15 protein-coding genes are annotated in these 14,497 nt (G+C 69.0%); 12 read left to right on the plus strand and 3 right to left on the minus strand.

Annotated elements, in window-relative coordinates:
• Positions 1-38: 38 nt before the first annotated feature.
• Genes tsaB through KAK88_RS00680 form a run of 8 tightly spaced genes read left to right on the plus strand, consistent with a single transcriptional unit; the run spans position 39 to position 6,647 of the window.
• A complete protein-coding gene (tsaB, locus tag KAK88_RS00645) occupies positions 39-719 on the plus strand; it encodes a tRNA (adenosine(37)-N6)-threonylcarbamoyltransferase complex dimerization subunit type 1 TsaB (protein WP_242077470.1) in 681 nt (226 codons plus the stop codon).
• Positions 716-1,159 carry a GNAT family N-acetyltransferase gene (locus KAK88_RS00650; protein WP_242077471.1) on the plus strand — a complete coding sequence of 148 codons (444 nt, stop codon included), beginning with the start codon at positions 716-718 and terminating at the stop codon, positions 1,157-1,159. Before tsaB ends, KAK88_RS00650 begins: the two co-directional genes overlap by 4 nt.
• Positions 1,160-1,186: 27 nt before the next feature.
• Positions 1,187-1,672: a Fur family transcriptional regulator gene (locus tag KAK88_RS00655; protein ID WP_017505496.1), complete on the plus strand. Its 486-nt coding sequence runs from the start codon at positions 1,187-1,189 to the stop codon at positions 1,670-1,672.
• A gap of 43 nt (positions 1,673-1,715) precedes the next feature.
• A complete protein-coding gene (gene miaB / locus KAK88_RS00660) occupies positions 1,716-3,152 on the plus strand; it encodes a tRNA (N6-isopentenyl adenosine(37)-C2)-methylthiotransferase MiaB (RefSeq protein WP_242077472.1) in 1,437 nt (478 codons plus the stop codon).
• Positions 3,152-4,138 carry a PhoH family protein gene (locus KAK88_RS00665; RefSeq protein ID WP_242077473.1) on the plus strand — a complete coding sequence of 329 codons (987 nt, stop codon included), beginning with the start codon at positions 3,152-3,154 and terminating at the stop codon, positions 4,136-4,138. Before miaB ends, KAK88_RS00665 begins: the two co-directional genes overlap by 1 nt.
• The gene (gene ybeY, locus KAK88_RS00670) at positions 4,135-4,581 is read left to right on the plus strand and encodes an rRNA maturation RNase YbeY (RefSeq protein ID WP_242077474.1); all 447 of its coding nucleotides are present in this window, start codon (positions 4,135-4,137) and stop codon (positions 4,579-4,581) included. The genes KAK88_RS00665 and ybeY overlap by 4 nt, the downstream gene beginning before the upstream one ends.
• Before the next feature lie 4 nt (positions 4,582-4,585).
• On the plus strand, positions 4,586-6,223 hold the full coding sequence (gene lnt / locus KAK88_RS00675; RefSeq protein ID WP_242077475.1) for an apolipoprotein N-acyltransferase: 1,638 nt from the start codon (positions 4,586-4,588) through the stop codon (positions 6,221-6,223).
• Between the two features lie 16 nt (positions 6,224-6,239).
• On the plus strand, positions 6,240-6,647 hold the full coding sequence (locus KAK88_RS00680) for a helix-turn-helix domain-containing protein (RefSeq protein WP_242077476.1): 408 nt from the start codon (positions 6,240-6,242) through the stop codon (positions 6,645-6,647).
• A 3-nt stretch (positions 6,648-6,650) separates the two neighbouring features.
• On the opposite strand, the gene greA is transcribed toward KAK88_RS00680, so the two are convergent.
• A complete protein-coding gene (gene greA, locus KAK88_RS00685) occupies positions 6,651-7,130 on the minus strand; it encodes a transcription elongation factor GreA (protein WP_242077477.1) in 480 nt (159 codons plus the stop codon).
• Between the two features lie 64 nt (positions 7,131-7,194).
• Here greA and KAK88_RS00690 point away from each other — a divergent pair, with 64 nt between their 5' ends.
• Positions 7,195-8,409: a TIGR03862 family flavoprotein gene (locus KAK88_RS00690; RefSeq protein WP_242077478.1), complete on the plus strand. Its 1,215-nt coding sequence runs from the start codon at positions 7,195-7,197 to the stop codon at positions 8,407-8,409.
• A 37-nt stretch (positions 8,410-8,446) separates the two neighbouring features.
• Positions 8,447-10,093 (plus strand): M28 family metallopeptidase, encoded by a 1,647-nt coding sequence (locus KAK88_RS00695; protein WP_242077479.1) that lies wholly within the window; start codon positions 8,447-8,449, stop codon positions 10,091-10,093.
• On the opposite strand, the gene KAK88_RS00700 is transcribed toward KAK88_RS00695, so the two are convergent.
• A complete protein-coding gene (locus KAK88_RS00700; RefSeq protein WP_242077480.1) occupies positions 10,090-12,411 on the minus strand; it encodes a sensor histidine kinase in 2,322 nt (773 codons plus the stop codon). The two genes, KAK88_RS00695 and KAK88_RS00700, sit on opposite strands and share 4 nt — an antisense overlap.
• A 130-nt stretch (positions 12,412-12,541) precedes the next feature.
• On the opposite strand from KAK88_RS00700, the gene KAK88_RS00705 reads away from it, so the two are divergent.
• The gene (locus KAK88_RS00705; protein WP_242077481.1) at positions 12,542-12,940 is read left to right on the plus strand and encodes a metallopeptidase family protein; all 399 of its coding nucleotides are present in this window, start codon (positions 12,542-12,544) and stop codon (positions 12,938-12,940) included.
• A gap of 4 nt (positions 12,941-12,944) precedes the next feature.
• Here KAK88_RS00705 and KAK88_RS00710 read toward each other — a convergent pair whose 3' ends face one another.
• Entirely contained in the window at positions 12,945-13,640 is a 696-nt protein-coding gene (locus tag KAK88_RS00710) for a MarC family protein (RefSeq protein ID WP_017505485.1), read from the minus strand.
• A gap of 83 nt (positions 13,641-13,723) precedes the next feature.
• On the opposite strand from KAK88_RS00710, the gene pyrF reads away from it, so the two are divergent.
• Positions 13,724-14,452 carry an orotidine-5'-phosphate decarboxylase gene (gene pyrF, locus KAK88_RS00715; RefSeq protein WP_242077482.1) on the plus strand — a complete coding sequence of 243 codons (729 nt, stop codon included), beginning with the start codon at positions 13,724-13,726 and terminating at the stop codon, positions 14,450-14,452.
• The last annotated feature ends 45 nt before the right edge of the window (positions 14,453-14,497 follow it).

The raw sequence follows: 14,497 nt of genomic DNA on the forward strand, positions 1-14,497 counted from the left end.
CGGTGGCGGTTCTGCGACGCGCCGCCTAGAAGACGCCCATGAGACTTCTGGTGATCGATACGGCGCTCGGCGCCTGCACGGCGGCGGTGTTCGAGGGCGATCGCGCGCTCGCCGTGCGCTTCGCGCCGATGACCAAGGGACATCAGGAACGGATCGGCGGCCTGGTGCGCGACGTCATGGCCGAGGCGGGCGGCGGTTTCGACAGCCTGGACCGGATCGGCGTCACGGTCGGACCGGGCTCGTTCACTGGTCTGCGCGTCGGTCTGGCCTTTGCCCAGGGTCTGGGCGCGGCGCTGGATCGGCCGGTCGTCGGTCTGTCGGCGCTGGATGCGCTGGCCGCCTCGCTCGCCCACCAAGACCGCCCCATCGCGGCCCTGATCGATGCGCGGCGCGGTCAGGTCTATGCGCGCCTCTTCGCCGACGGTGGGCCGCTTGGCCCCGATGAAGCCTTATCGCTGGAAGAGGCCGGGCGGCGGATCGCCGACATCGGATCGGGCGTCGCCATGGTCGGCAATGGCGCGGCGGTCGTGACCCAAGCCTTCCCTGATCTGCCTTTCGCGCATAGGGACGACCGGGTCGCGCCGTCGCCGGAGGCGCTGGCGCGCCTGGCCGCCGCCGCCGATCCGGCGACCCGGCCGCCCCGTCCGCTCTATCTGCGCGCGCCCGACGCCACGCCGCCCAGCCGCCTGCCGGGCCAGCCGCGCCAGCCTGCGTCATGACGGCGGCGGACCCCGCCTCTCTCGCCGCCCTGCACGCCCAGGCCTTTGCCGCGCCGTGGGGCGCCGACACCTTCGCCGATCTGTTGTCGCAGCCGGGCGTGCTGGCGGTCAGCGAGCCCGACGGCTTCATCCTGATCCGAACCGTCGTCGACGAGGCGGAAATCCTGACCCTGGCCGTGGTCCCGTCCGCGCGCCGCCACGGACAGGGGCGACGTTTGGTCGAGGCGGCGGCCGTCGCTGCGGTCGAGGCTGGCGCGACCCGGCTGTTCCTGGAGGTCGCCGACGACAATATCGCCGCGCGCGGCCTGTATGAGCGTGCCGGGTTCGACCCGATCGGTCGCCGCAAAGCCTATTATGCGGGCGCTGACGGATCGCGGACCGATGCCGTGGTGATGAGCCGCGACCTGTGTGCGCCTGACGCCAACCTGACGCTTCCCTGATGCGATCCAAGCCCCTATTCTAGGCGCATGGACCGGATCGAAAAACTCTGCGCCGAGCGCGGCATGCGTATGACCGAACAGCGCCGGGTGATCGCCCGGGTGCTGTCCAACGCCGCGGACCACCCGGATGTGGAAGAGCTGTATCGCCGCGCTTCGGCCATCGATCCGCACATCTCCATCGCCACCGTCTATCGCACCGTGCGCCTGTTCGAAGAGGCGGGCGTGGTCGAGAAGCATGATTTCGGCGACGGCCGCAGCCGCTATGAAGAGGCCGGCGACGATCACCACGATCACCTGATCGACACCAAGTCGGGCGAGGTGATCGAATTCTTCGACGCCGAGATCGAGCGGCTGAAGAACGAGATCGCGGAACGGCTGGGCTTCCAGCTGATCGGCCACAAGCTGGAGCTTTATGGCGTTGCGATCGAGGGCGCCGAGCCGTCCAAGCGCGAAGGCCTGATCTTCACCCGCCATGCGGCGCGGGTCGATCCCGCCGATGTGGATGCGGGCTGACGCTCGGCTTGTCGCGACGCTTGCGGGCGATCATAAGCCCACAATGACCGAGACCCTGGTTCCTCAAGTCGAGACGGCGCCCGAAAAGCGTCTGTTCATCAAGACCTACGGCTGTCAGATGAACGTCTATGACTCCGAGCGCATGGCCGATGTGCTGCGCCCGCTGGGTTATGGCGTCACCGACGACGTGAAGGCCGCCGACTTCGTCATCCTGAACACCTGCCACATCCGCGAGAAGGCAGCCGAGAAGATCTACTCCGAGCTCGGCAAGCTGCGCGAGATGCGCGACATCCGGCGCGAGACCGGCGGGGACCTGACCATCGCCGTCGCCGGCTGCGTCGCCCAGGCCGAGGGCGAAGAAATCATGCGGCGTCAGCCGGCGGTCGATATCGTCGTCGGCCCCCAGGCCTACCACCAACTGCCCGAGCTTCTGACCCGCACGGCGCGGGCGCGGGGCGAGCGGATCGGCGCCGACTTCGCTCCTGACGACAAGTTCGACGCCCTGCCCGCGGCCCGCTTCACCGAGGGGCCGACCGCCTTCCTGACGGTGCAGGAGGGTTGCGACAAGTTCTGCACCTTCTGCGTCGTGCCCTATACGCGAGGCGCAGAGTGGTCGCGACCGATGGCGGCGGTGCTGGAAGAGGCGCGTCAGCTGGCGGATCGGGGCGTGCGCGAGGTCACCCTGCTGGGCCAGAACGTCAACGCCTATGACGGCGAGCGGCCGGACGGGCGAAAGGCGACCCTGGCCGAACTGGCCTATGCCCTGGCCGAGATCCCCGGCCTGGACCGCATCCGCTATACGACCAGCCATCCCAACGACATGGCCGATGAGTTGATCGCCGCGCATGGCGATCTGGACGCCCTGATGCCCTACCTGCACCTTCCGGTTCAGGCAGGGTCGGATCGGATCCTGCGAGCGATGAACCGCAAGCACGGGCGTCAGAAATATTTCGACCTGATCGACCGGATCCGCGGCGCACGGCCCGATATCGCCATCGCCGGCGATTTCATCGTCGGCTTCCCGGGTGAGACGGATCGGGAGTTCGAGGACACGCTGGATCTGGTGCGTCGCGTGAACTACGCCGGGGCCTTCGCCTTCGCCTATTCGCCGCGACCGGGCACGCCGGCGGCGGGCATGGGCAAACAGGTCGAGCCGGAAATCGTCAAGGACCGACTGCATCGCCTGATCGCCCTGCTGACAGAACAGCAGACCGCCTTCAACGTCGCCCAGGCGGGCCGGACGCTGAACGTGCTGTTCGACAAGCCGGGACGGCACGGCCACCGTCGCCAAGCGATCGGTCGATCCCCATATCTTCAATCGGTCCACGTCGATGACGCGGATCATCTGATCGGGCAGATCGTTCCGGTCGAGATCATCGCCGGCCAGCAGAACAGTCTGTCGGGCCGGCTCATAGCAGACGGGCTCAAGCAGCCGGGTCCGGCGGGCTCGGCGATAGCCCAAACAGAAAAGGCCGCTTGATGGCGCGTGAGTCTGAATTCGTCCCCTTGAACGATGCCGAACTGCGGGCGGTCATCGGGCCGAACAGTCGCCACGTCGCCCTGATCGAAGACGCCTTCAAGGTGCTGGTCGAGGCCCCGGGCGGCGGTGTCTCCGTCAACGGCGGCGCCCGCGACCGCACGGACGCCCGCCAGGTGATCGAGGATCTGGCCAAGCGCGCGGCCCTGGGCGCCGAAGTCACCGAGGCCGACGTCCGCGCCTCTCTGGGACAGGCGCGCGGCGGTCGCGGCACGCCGGGCATGGCGGCGGCGGGCGTGTCGCTGCCAGGCGGCAAGCGCGGCGCCATCGTGCCCAAGACCAAGGCGCAGGCCGCCTATCTGGACATGCTGGGCCGGTGCGAACTGAGCTTCGGCGTCGGCCCGGCGGGCACCGGCAAGACCTTCCTGGCCGCCGCCTATGGGGCCTCCCTGCTGCGGCGGGGGCAGGTGGACCGACTGGTCATCACCCGTCCGGCGGTCGAGGCGGGCGAGAAGCTGGGCTTCCTGCCCGGCGACCTGAACGAAAAGGTCGATCCCTATCTGGCGCCGATCTGGGAGGCGCTGAACGACATTCTGGGCGCCGAGGACGTGCAGCGTCGCCGCGACAAGGGCGAGATCGAAGCCGCCCCGATCGCCTTCATGCGCGGCCGCACGCTCAGCCATGCCTTCGTCATCGTCGACGAGGCCCAGAACACCAGCCGCCTGCAGATGAAGATGGTGCTGACGCGCCTGGGCGAGGGTGCGCGGATGGTGGTGACCGGCGACCCGTCCCAGATCGACCTGCTGAACCCGCGCGACTCCGGCCTGGCCCACGCCCTGCGGATTCTGGACGGAGTTCAGGGCGTCGGCATCTTGAAGTTCGAGGCGTCCGACGTGGTGCGTCACGCCATGGTGGAGCGGATCGTGCGCGCCTACGACGCCGACGCCGCGAAAGGTCGTCCGGCACCGGACCTCGAAGACCCCGCATGATCGAGATTGAAGTCGAGGCCGAGGCCTGGACCGGCGCTCTGCCGGACGTCGAGGTCGTCGTCGAACGCGCGGCGCAGGCCGCGCTTGGCACGGCGGAGGGCGACATCGTCGTCCTGCTGACCGACGACGCGGCCGTGCGCGAACTGAACGGTCGGTTTCGCGACAAGGACAAGCCGACCAATGTCCTGTCCTTCCCCGCGCCGGAGAACGCCTTTCCGCATCTGGGCGACATCGTCCTGGCCTACGGCGTCTGCGCGACCGAGGCCGAGGCGCAGGGCAAAACCCTGGCCGATCATCTGAGCCATCTGGTCGTCCACGGCGTGCTGCACCTCTTGGGCCGCGACCACGAAGATGACGCCGAGGCCGAGGAGATGGAGGCCGAGGAGCGAGAAATCCTGGCCCAGATCGGCGTCGCCGACCCCTATATCGCCGAGCAGGACTGACCCGATGTTCCCCGACGCCCTGCTGGACCGTTTCGCGGCCCCGATCCGCGCCCTGCCCGACAGGAAGCGCGCCCTGACGTGGCGGCTGATTCGTATTGGTCTGGCGCTGCTGGCCGGCGCCGGGACGGCCTTCGCCCATCCGCCGTTCGGGATGCTGATCGGGCTGTTGGGCTATCCGCTGCTGATGATCCTGTCGGAGCGGTCCGACACGACGCGCGGCGCCTTCTGGATGGGGTGGCTGGCGGGGTTCGCCTATTTCTTCGTCGGCTGCTGGTGGGTGGCCGAGGCGTTTTTCGTCAATCCTGAACAGGCGTGGATGGCGCCGTTTGCGGCCAGCCTGCTGCCGGCTGGCCTTGGTCTGTTCTGGGGGACGGCCTGCGCCCTCTATCGTCGGTTCGCGCCGCTGGGGGCCGTGCGGGTGCTGTTGTTCGCCGCCCTGTTCTGCGCCGCCGAATGGTTGCGGGGTCATGTGCTGACGGGCTTCCCGTGGAACCCGGCCGGCGCGACCTGGCGCGCGGGCGGCGGCATGTCCCAGTTCGCCTCGGTCGTCGGCGTCTATGGGCTGAGCCTTGTGACTGTGGCGGCCACAGCGGCCTTCGCGCCCTTGATCGGGCCGGGCGACAAGCGCAGCCGCCTGATCTCCGCAGGCTTGGGCGCCTTGGCCCTGATCGCCGTCGGCGGGTTCGGCGCCGTCAGGCTGGCGCAGTCGAATCTTCAGTTCACCGACACGGTCGTCCGCCTGGTTCAGGCCGATGTTAAGCAGGAGACCAAATGGTCGCCCGAGGCCTATCGCTCCATCGTCGATCGCTATGTCGCCCTGACGGGTCAGAGCGCGGCGCGGACGCCCAATGTCGTGGTCTGGCCTGAAGGCGCCCTGCCCGCCTCGGCCAACGACGTTTTCGCCTCGGCCGACGCCCAGGCCATCGCGAGCGCCCTGCGTCCCGGACAGACCCTGCTTATGGGTCTGGCGCGCGGCGAGCCGGACCTGACCGCGCCGGAGGGCGCGCGCTATTACAACAGCCTGTTCGCCCTGGCTGACGAAGGCGGAGCGGGCCTGAGGGTCGCCGCCGTCTATGACAAGCACCGGCTGGTGCCGTTCGGCGAGTATCTGCCCTTGGGGTCGATCATGACCTCCATCGGCCTGCGCAGCCTGGTGCATATGCCCAGCGACTTTTCCGCCGGACCGACGCCGGCCCCGATTTCGATTCCAGGCGCTCCCCCGGCCCAGGTGCTGATCTGTTACGAGAGCCTCTATCCCGGTTTCACGCCCGGCGCGGCTGGACGGCCGGAGTGGATCGTCAATGCGTCGAACGACGCCTGGTTCGGCGCGACCTCGGGTCCGCGCCAACATCTGAACCTGGCCAGCTATCGCGCGATCGAGACCGGCCTGCCCATCGCGCGGGCCACCCCGACCGGCATTTCGGCCATGATCGACCCGTGGGGCCGGATCGTCGAAGGTCAGCGGCTGGAGCCCGGCGTCATGGGCGTCATCGACGCCCCCCTGCCCCGTCCGACGGGCGTGACGCCCTATGGTCGATTTGGCGATTTCCTGTTCTTTTTCTCAATGCTAACAGCGTTCATCCTGTCCTTGTGGCCGTCGATCCGGCGATCTAGGGTCCAGGGAAATCGAGTAGCGATCTAGGTGAAGGGTGACGGCGATGGCGCGTGAAAAGGACGAGGATCCGCATCCCGTCGATCGCCATGTCGGCCGTCGCGTTCAGGAAAAGCGTCTTGACCTTGGCCTGACCCAGACCGCTCTGGCCAAGGCCGTCGGCGTCAGCTTCCAACAGGTGCAGAAGTACGAAAAGGGCACGAACCGCGTCTCGGCCTCGAAACTGTTCGAGATGGCCGAGTTCATGAAGGTCGGCATTCCCTTCTTCTTCGACGGCTGCAGCAGCGCGACGGTCGGGGTCGCCGAAGAGGCGCCCGCCTTCGACCACGAGCATCGCCCGACCAAGACCAGCGTCGAGATCACCCGCCTGGCCCCGCGCCTGCCGGCGCGCAAGCAGAAGCTGATCCTGGACATGATGCGGGATATGCTGGGCGACGACGACGCCCAGGACTGAGGTCTAGCCGACCGCGACGATCTCGGCCGACTGACCGGCCACCGTCACCTCGTCGCCGACCCTTTTGCCCATGACGGCGCGGGCCAAGGGCGAGACATGGCTGACCGAGCCTGCGGCCGGATCGGCCTCGTCCTCGCCGACGATGCGCCAGGTCTGGGCGCGCCCGTCCTCGCGCTCAATGGAGACCGAACCCCCAAACCGCACGGCCCCATCGTCCTCGGCGGGCTCGACCAACTGCGCCGAGGCGCGCCGGGCGGACCAGTAGCGCAGGTCCCGCGTCGCGCGGGCCATGGCGGTGCGGTCGCTCTCGATCGAGCCTTGCACCTGAGCGGCGGTATAGGCGGCGCGGGCCGAAGCCAGTTCGGCCTCGATCGCGGCCAGGCCCTCGGGCGTGACCAGATTGGGATGGGGCGAGATCGGGCGGTCCGCCAGGTCGGCGGCGGTGGCTTCCAGATCTTCTTCGCGGGTGAAGGCAACGCTCATGGTCGGGAACATAGCGATGACGGCGCCTATAGCCAGCGCGACAGCAACCGGGCAAAGCGGGCCGATGATGAAATCGCCCCGTCAGGTTCACGTGATCGGCGCCGGTCCCGCCGGATTGATGACGGCCGAACGGCTGGCGCAGTCGGGGGCGACGGTCGTGGTCCACGACCGGATGCCATCCGTGGCCCGCAAGCTGCTGATGGCCGGGCGCGGCGGGCTGAACCTGACCCATTCGGAACCGCTGGACCGGTTCATGACGCGCTATGGTCCCGCCCAGCCGACGGCCACCGCTTGGATCGACCGGTTCACGCCTGCCGACCTGACCGCCTGGGTCGAGGCCCTAGGGCAGGAAACCTTCGTCGGCTCCAGCGGGCGGGTGTTTCCCAAGGCCATGAAGGCGTCGCCGCTGGTGCGGGCCTGGCTGGCGCGGCTGGAGACGCAGGGTGTCGAGATCCGCACCCGCTCGCGCTGGACCGGCTGGCGCGACGGCGCGCTGACATTCGAGACGTTGGACGGCGAGCGGCTGGAACGGCCCGACGCCGTGGTCCTGGCTCTGGGCGGCGCCAGTTGGCCGCGTCTGGGTTCGGACGGGGCCTGGGCGCCGTGGCTGAAAGCGCAGGGCGCCGCCGTGTCGCCGTTCCGACCGGCCAATGTCGGCTTCGACGTGGCCTGGTCGGCGCTGTTCCGTGATCGGTTCGCGGGCCAGCCGCTGAAAGGCGTCGCTGTCACCCATGGCGAGCGGACCGCGCGGGGCGAGGCGATGATCGCCCGCTACGGGATCGAGGGCGGGGTCATCTATGCGCTGTCCGCGGCGCTGAGGACGGCGGTCGAGACCGAAGGGCGCGCCGAGATCCAGATCGATCTGAAGCCCGATGTAGCGATCGGAAAACTGACCGACCGTCTGTCCAAGCCGCGCGGCAAGGCCAGCCTGTCAAACCATCTGCGCAAGGCGATCGGACTGGAATCGGCCGCCGTCGCCCTGCTGTATGAGGCCGGCCCCTTGCCCGCCTCGCCTCGGGCCTTGGCCGAACGGATCAAGGCCATGCCGCTGACCCTGACCGGCGTCCAGGGACTGGAGCGGGCGATCTCCTCGGCGGGCGGCGTCAAACTGGACGGCGTGGACGAACGGCTGATGCTGGCGGCGCGACCGGGCGTCTTCGTCGCCGGTGAGATGCTGGATTGGGAGGCGCCGACCGGCGGCTATCTGCTTCAGGCCAGCTTCGCCTCCGCCGTGGTCGCGGCCGAGGGCGTCATCGACTGGCTCGACAGCCGGGACTGAGAAAGGCAGGGTCGCGCGGTTCGATCAGGAGTATCCGATGCGCCATACCTTCCCCGCTGTTTCCATCCTGGCCCTGATGATGGCCTGCTCGCCGGCCCTGGCGCAGGAGACGATGCCGAACATCGACGCCGCGCGGATGAATGAGTCGGTTCGGGTTCTGGCGTCGGACGAGTTCGAAGGCCGCGCCCCCGCCTCGGCCGGCGAGGAAAAGACCGTCGCCTGGCTGGTCGAACAGTTCAAAGCCGCAGGGGCCGAGGGCGGCGGGCCGGACGGCGCCTTCGTCCAGGTCGCCCATCTGTCGCGCACGCGCCAGGACGGTCCGGCGACCGTCGCCGCGACCGTCGGCGGCAAGACCATCAGCCTGGAGCGCGGTCCCGATGTCCTGGTGTCAAGCGATCGGCCGACCAACCACATCATGGTGACTGATGCGCCCGTGGTCTTCGTGGGCTACGGCGCCACGGCGCCCGAGCGCCAGTGGGACGATTTCAAGGATGTGGACGTGCGCGGCAAGGTCATCGTCGTCCTGGTCAACGACCCCGACTTCCAGGCGCCCGACGGCGATCCGGTCGCGGGCAAGTTCGACGGAAACGCCATGACCTTCTATGGCCGCTGGACCTACAAGTTCCAGGAGGCGGGTCGTCGCGGCGCGGCGGGCGTGCTGGTGGTGCATGAGACGGCCGGCGCGGGCTATCCCTGGTCGACGCTGCAGAACTCATCGGCCGCGCCCAAGTTCGACATCGTGCGCGCCAACCCCGACGCCGAACGCGCGGCGTTCCAGGGCTGGATCCAACGCGCCAAGGCGGAAGAGCTGTTCACCGCCGCCGGGCTGGATTTCGCCGCCCTGAAGGACAGCGCGCGCAGCGCCGATTTCAAGCCCATCGTCCTGCCCGGCCTGACGATGAGCGTCGATTTCGGCCAGATCGCCGACAAGGTGGAGACCAAGAACGTCATCGCCCGCATTCCCGGCTCCGAACGCCCGGACGAGACCGTCATGTACGGCGCCCACTGGGACGGCTACGGCGTCGGCACGCCGAACGCCCAAGGCGACAAGATCTATAATGCGGCGGTGGACAATGCGACCGGCGTCGCCGCACTGCTGGAACTGGCCCACGCCTTCGCCGAAGGTCCGCGCCCCAAACGATCGGTCGTCTTCGCCGCTTGGTCGGGCGAGGAGGCAGGCCTCCTGGGCTCAACCTATTACGCCGCCAATCCGGTCTGGCCGCTGGAGACCACGGTCGCCAACATCAACGTCGACAGCCTGTTGCCGGGGACCGAGATCGACCCGAACGTGGTCGTCATCGGCAAAGGCAAGAACCAGTTAGACGACATTCTGGCGCGCCATGCGACCGAGACGGGCCGCACCCTAATCGCCGATCCGGCGCCCCAGGCTGGGGCCTTCTATCGTTCGGACCATTTCCCCCTGGCGTTGAAGGGCGTGCCGGCCCTGTTCCCGGCGGCGGGCTTCACCGGCGCCAGCGCGGCCAGCCGCGACTATGTCCAGAACCGCTATCATCAGCCCACGGACGAATGGGACTCGACCTGGACGATGGACGCCGCCGCCGCCGATGTCGCCCTGATCTACACCGTCGGTCGCGAGCTGGCGGACGGCGACCAATGGCCAGAGTGGAACGCGGGCGCCGAGTTCGGCCCGGCGCGGGACGCCTCGAAAGCGTCGCGACGCTAGAGTTCCAGCTGAAGCTCGGGTGCGGCGGCGGTGGTCGCGGCGCCCAGCGGCAGATGCAGGATGAAGGCGGCGCCCTTGCCCGGCTCGCTTTCGACCTCGGCCCAGCCGCCGTGCAGTTCGACCAGGGCCTTGACCAGGGCCAGACCCACGCCGGGGCCGCCGCGCTCGCGCCGGACAAAGCGGTCGAAGACGTGGGCCTGCAGGTGATAGGGAATGCCGCGCCCCGTGTCGGACACCGTCAGGCGGATTTCGGACGGGCCGGTCTCGGCTTTCAGCTCGACCGCCCCGCCTTCGGACACGGCGCGCGCCGCGTTCTCCAGCAGATGATCCAGGGCCTGGCCGATGCGGTGCTCGTCGGCGCGGATGGGTTTGAGATCGGCGGGACAGGACACGGTCAGGGTGGCGCCGCGCCCCTCGACCCGCGCCTGGACCTTTTCGGCCGCCTGGCTCAACAGGTCGCAGACGCGCAGGTCCCCCAGCGACAGCTCCATCTCTCCCGCGTCGATCTGAGCCATGTCCAGCACGTCGTCGATGGAGCGGGCCAGCTGGCTGGCGGCGATGCGGATGGCGCCCGCGTGCTGGCGGCTGCGCTCGGGCAGATCGCCCATCGTCTCCAGCAGTTCGGAATAACCGACGATGGTCGTCAGCGGCGTGCGCAGCTCATAGGAGACGCTGCCCACGAACTCGCGCTTCAGCGCCTGGCTTTCGGCCAGGGCCTGTTCGCGCTGCACCAGCGCCTGCTCCAGCCCGCGACGGGCCGTCACGTCCGAGAAGGCGACCAGGGTCGCGCCGTCCGGCAGAGGTCGGGTCTGCCAGGCAGCGACGCGACCGTCCACGGTCCGGCCCTCGCCGGAGATGGCGACACGGCTTTCGGGATCGGGATCGGCGACGCGCGCCTTCAGCCCCAGCCACAGGGCGGGATCGGGCAGCACGGCCTTGCACAGTTCGGCCAGGGCGTCGAAATCCGAGGCCGTGGCGATCTTGTCCGCCGACAGGTTCCAGAAGGTCTCGAACGCCTCATTGTGCAGGCGCAGTCGGCCGTCGGAGCCGAACACCGCGACCGCATCGTTCAGCTTGTCCAGCGTCGCGCGCTGAACCTGGATCTGGGCGTTGAAGCGGCTGCGCAGCTTCAGCTCGTCGGTGATGTCCGAGAAGATCAGCAGAATGCCGCCCAGCGGGTGCGGCTGGCGCACGACGCGCAGGGTGCGCCCGTCCGGCAGGGACCAGCTGTCGTCCGGCGAAGCCTCCGACGCGCCGTAGAACTCCAGCTCACGCGCCTTCCAGCCGGCGTAGTCGACGACCTCGGGCAGGCTGCGACGCTGGCGCAGACGGTCCAGCAGTTCGGCATGGGTCGGACGTTCGTCCAGCCAGGCCGCGTCGATGTCGAACAGGGTCTGGAAGGCGGTGTTGTGGAAGGCCAGCCGCTTTTGCGGGCCGAAGATGGCGACGGCGTCGGCCAGGTGGTTCAGCGTCTCGTCATGGGCGTCGACGTGGCGGCGCAGGGTGTCGCGCGTCTCTTCCGCCTCGGTCACCTCGATGGCGAAGGCGGTCACGGCGCCGCCGCCCGCCGGCTCGGCGATGATGCGCCAGGCGCGCCGCGCGCCGCCGCCGGTCGTCCAGCGGAAGCCCTCCTGGCGCACGCCCAGCCGCGCGGCCTCGGCGACCAGGGCGTCGGCGCCGCGGTCGAAGGACACGCCCTTTTCGACGGCGTCGTCGATGCTCTCGGCATTCGTCTCATTCAGCCAGGCGCGATTGGCCCAGGCCAGTTTTCCGGTCCCGTCAACGACCCAGGTCGGGGTCGGCGAGGCGTCGCCCAGCAAGGCCAGGCCGCTTTCGGTCGCATCCGCCCCGGTCAGGGTGAAGCGCGAGGCGGGCGATAGCCGCAGCCAGGCCGAACCGCCCGCCACCCGGCCCTCGATCCGCCAAGGCTCCACATCGTCAAGCGCGACCAGACCTTCGAACGCCTGACCTTCGTGAACCAGGGCGTCGATCAGCGCGCCGTGAGTGATCCGGAGCTTGTTCAGGACGGCGGCCCCGGCCTCGACGTCCTCACCCGCCAGCCGCGCGATCAGTTCGGCCGAACCGATCGGCAGACCGGCCGCCTGCCCGTCGGGCGTCAGGGCCACGCTGACGTCGTCGAAGGCGCGCAGCATGGCGTCATGGCGGCTGAGGTCGGCCAGGGCCTCGACCCGCTCGCGCTCGGCGGCGACGGCGGTTTCATGCAGTCGCCCACGCAGCAGCAAGGCCCAGGCGCTGACGGCCATGGCCAGTCCGGCTGCGCCCGCTGTGGCGACATAGGCGATGTCGGCCTCGGCCATTCGTGTCCCTGGAGAAGAGTCTCAGCCCCGATTCGCTAACCATACTCCAAGCGCGCGAAAAAGCGGCAGTCTCGTAATCGCGTCATCGCGCCCCGTTGCGGCAGGGCGTCGGGACGGCGATATCGCGGACATGACCGACCCGATCGCCCCCTCCCTCGACGACTTCGCCCGCCTGGCGCAGGAGGCGTTCGACGCCCTGCCCGGACCGTTCAAAGATGCGGCGGGCGAGGTGGTCATCCGCATCGACGACTTCGCCGACGAAGCGACCTTGGCCGAGATGGAGATCGAGGATCCGTTCGAGCTGACGGGCCTGTATCATGGCGTGGACATCGGCCGGCGCGACAGCCTGGGCCCGGCGGCCGAGCCGTCGCGGGTCTTCCTCTATCGCCGCCCCATCCTGGACGAATGGTGCGAGCGCGGCGACGTGGGGATCGGCGAACTGATCGCCCACGTCCTGATCCACGAGATCGGCCACCACCTGGGCCTGACGGATGACGACATCCACGTCATCGAGGACGAGGCGGACTGACGGCTTATTTGGTCGCCGGATAGGGCGTCGTCACCGCGCCGGAGATCATGCCGGGGATGGCCTCGCCCAGGCCCAGCAGTATGAACTGGATCGCCAGGGCGCACAGGATCAGGCCCAGCACCTTGACGATGATCGCCATGCCGACCTCGCCCAGCAGGCGGCTGAGCGACCCGGTCAGGGCGAAACAGACGAAGGAGACGGCGCAGGCCGCCGCGATCGCCACCAGCGACCCCATGGTCCCGGCATAGCCCAGCTTGGCCGCCTCGCCCGCCTGAATGATCACGGCCGAAATGGCGCCAGGCCCGATCATCAGCGGAATGGCGAAGGGCACGACCAGACGCTGAAAACGCCTGCGGGCATAGCCGCGCACATCCTTGGAATCCGCCAGCGCATCCTTGTCGGCGAACATGGCCAGGAAGTCGCCGCGCGCCATGTCCAGACCCAGGAACAGCAGCAATATGCCGCCCGCGATGCGGAACGCCGCCAGCGAAATGCCGAAGAACTGCAACAGGCCCAGGCCCGTGAACAGGAAGAAGGCCAGGAAGACGGCGGCGAAGGCGCAGATCAGGGCCGAGACCGAAATCCGCTGACGCAGGGTCGCCCCCGCCGTCGCGGCGGCGAAGATCGGCAGATTGCCGATCGGGTCCAGCAAGGCGAACAGGGTCACGAACAGGTTGACACCCAAATCGACTGCGTTCATCGCCTGCCCTCGCCCTCAATCCATCACGCCGCCCTGCCGACGCGCCCTCGTGTCCGGCATAGCCGCTCAGCGCGAGTCCGTCGATGACCGATCCCCAAACCTCCTCCGATCGTGCGCCCGACGAGCGGATCATCTGCGCCCTGGACGTGCCTACCACGGCCGAGGCCGCCGCCCTGGCCGAGCGGATCGGCGACGCGGTCGGCTTCTACAAGGTCGGACTGCAGCTGTTCGCGGTCGACGGCATGGCGCTGGCGCGTGAGCTGAAGGCGCAGGGGCGAAAGATCTTCCTGGACTGGAAGCTGCACGACATCGGCGCGACCGTGGAGAAGGCGACGGCCAATCTGGCGGGCGCGGATTGCGACCTGCTGACGGTGCATGCGCGGCCCCAGGTCATGGCGGCGGCGGCGCGCGGCGCGGCGGGCTCGAAGATGAAGGTTCTCGGGGTTACGGTCCTGACCAGCCTGACAGCCGACGATTTGGCCGCCGACGACCACAGCCTGTCGCCGGCCGATCTGGTCGAGCGGCGCGTGCGTCAGGCGCTGGAGGCCGGAATCGACGGCGTCGTCTCCAGCCCACATGAGGCGGCGCGTGCCCGGGCTCTGGCGATCGAGGCGGGGCGGCCCGACTTCTTGATCGTCACACCCGGCGTGCGACCCGTCGGCGCCGCGCTGGACGACCAGGCGCGGGCGGCGACGCCACAGGCGGCCCTTCAGGCCGGCGCGACCCATCTGGTCATCGGTCGGCCGATCACGGCTTCGAGCGATCCGCGCGCGGCGGCGCAAGAGATCGCACAGCAGATCGCCCTAATCTGAGACAGACCAGGGCGACCGTTCGTCTTCAGTTATCCCAGCGCGAGG

It is taken from the genome of Brevundimonas diminuta (genome assembly GCF_022654015.1).
GTDB lineage: Bacteria > Pseudomonadota > Alphaproteobacteria > Caulobacterales > Caulobacteraceae > Brevundimonas > Brevundimonas diminuta_C.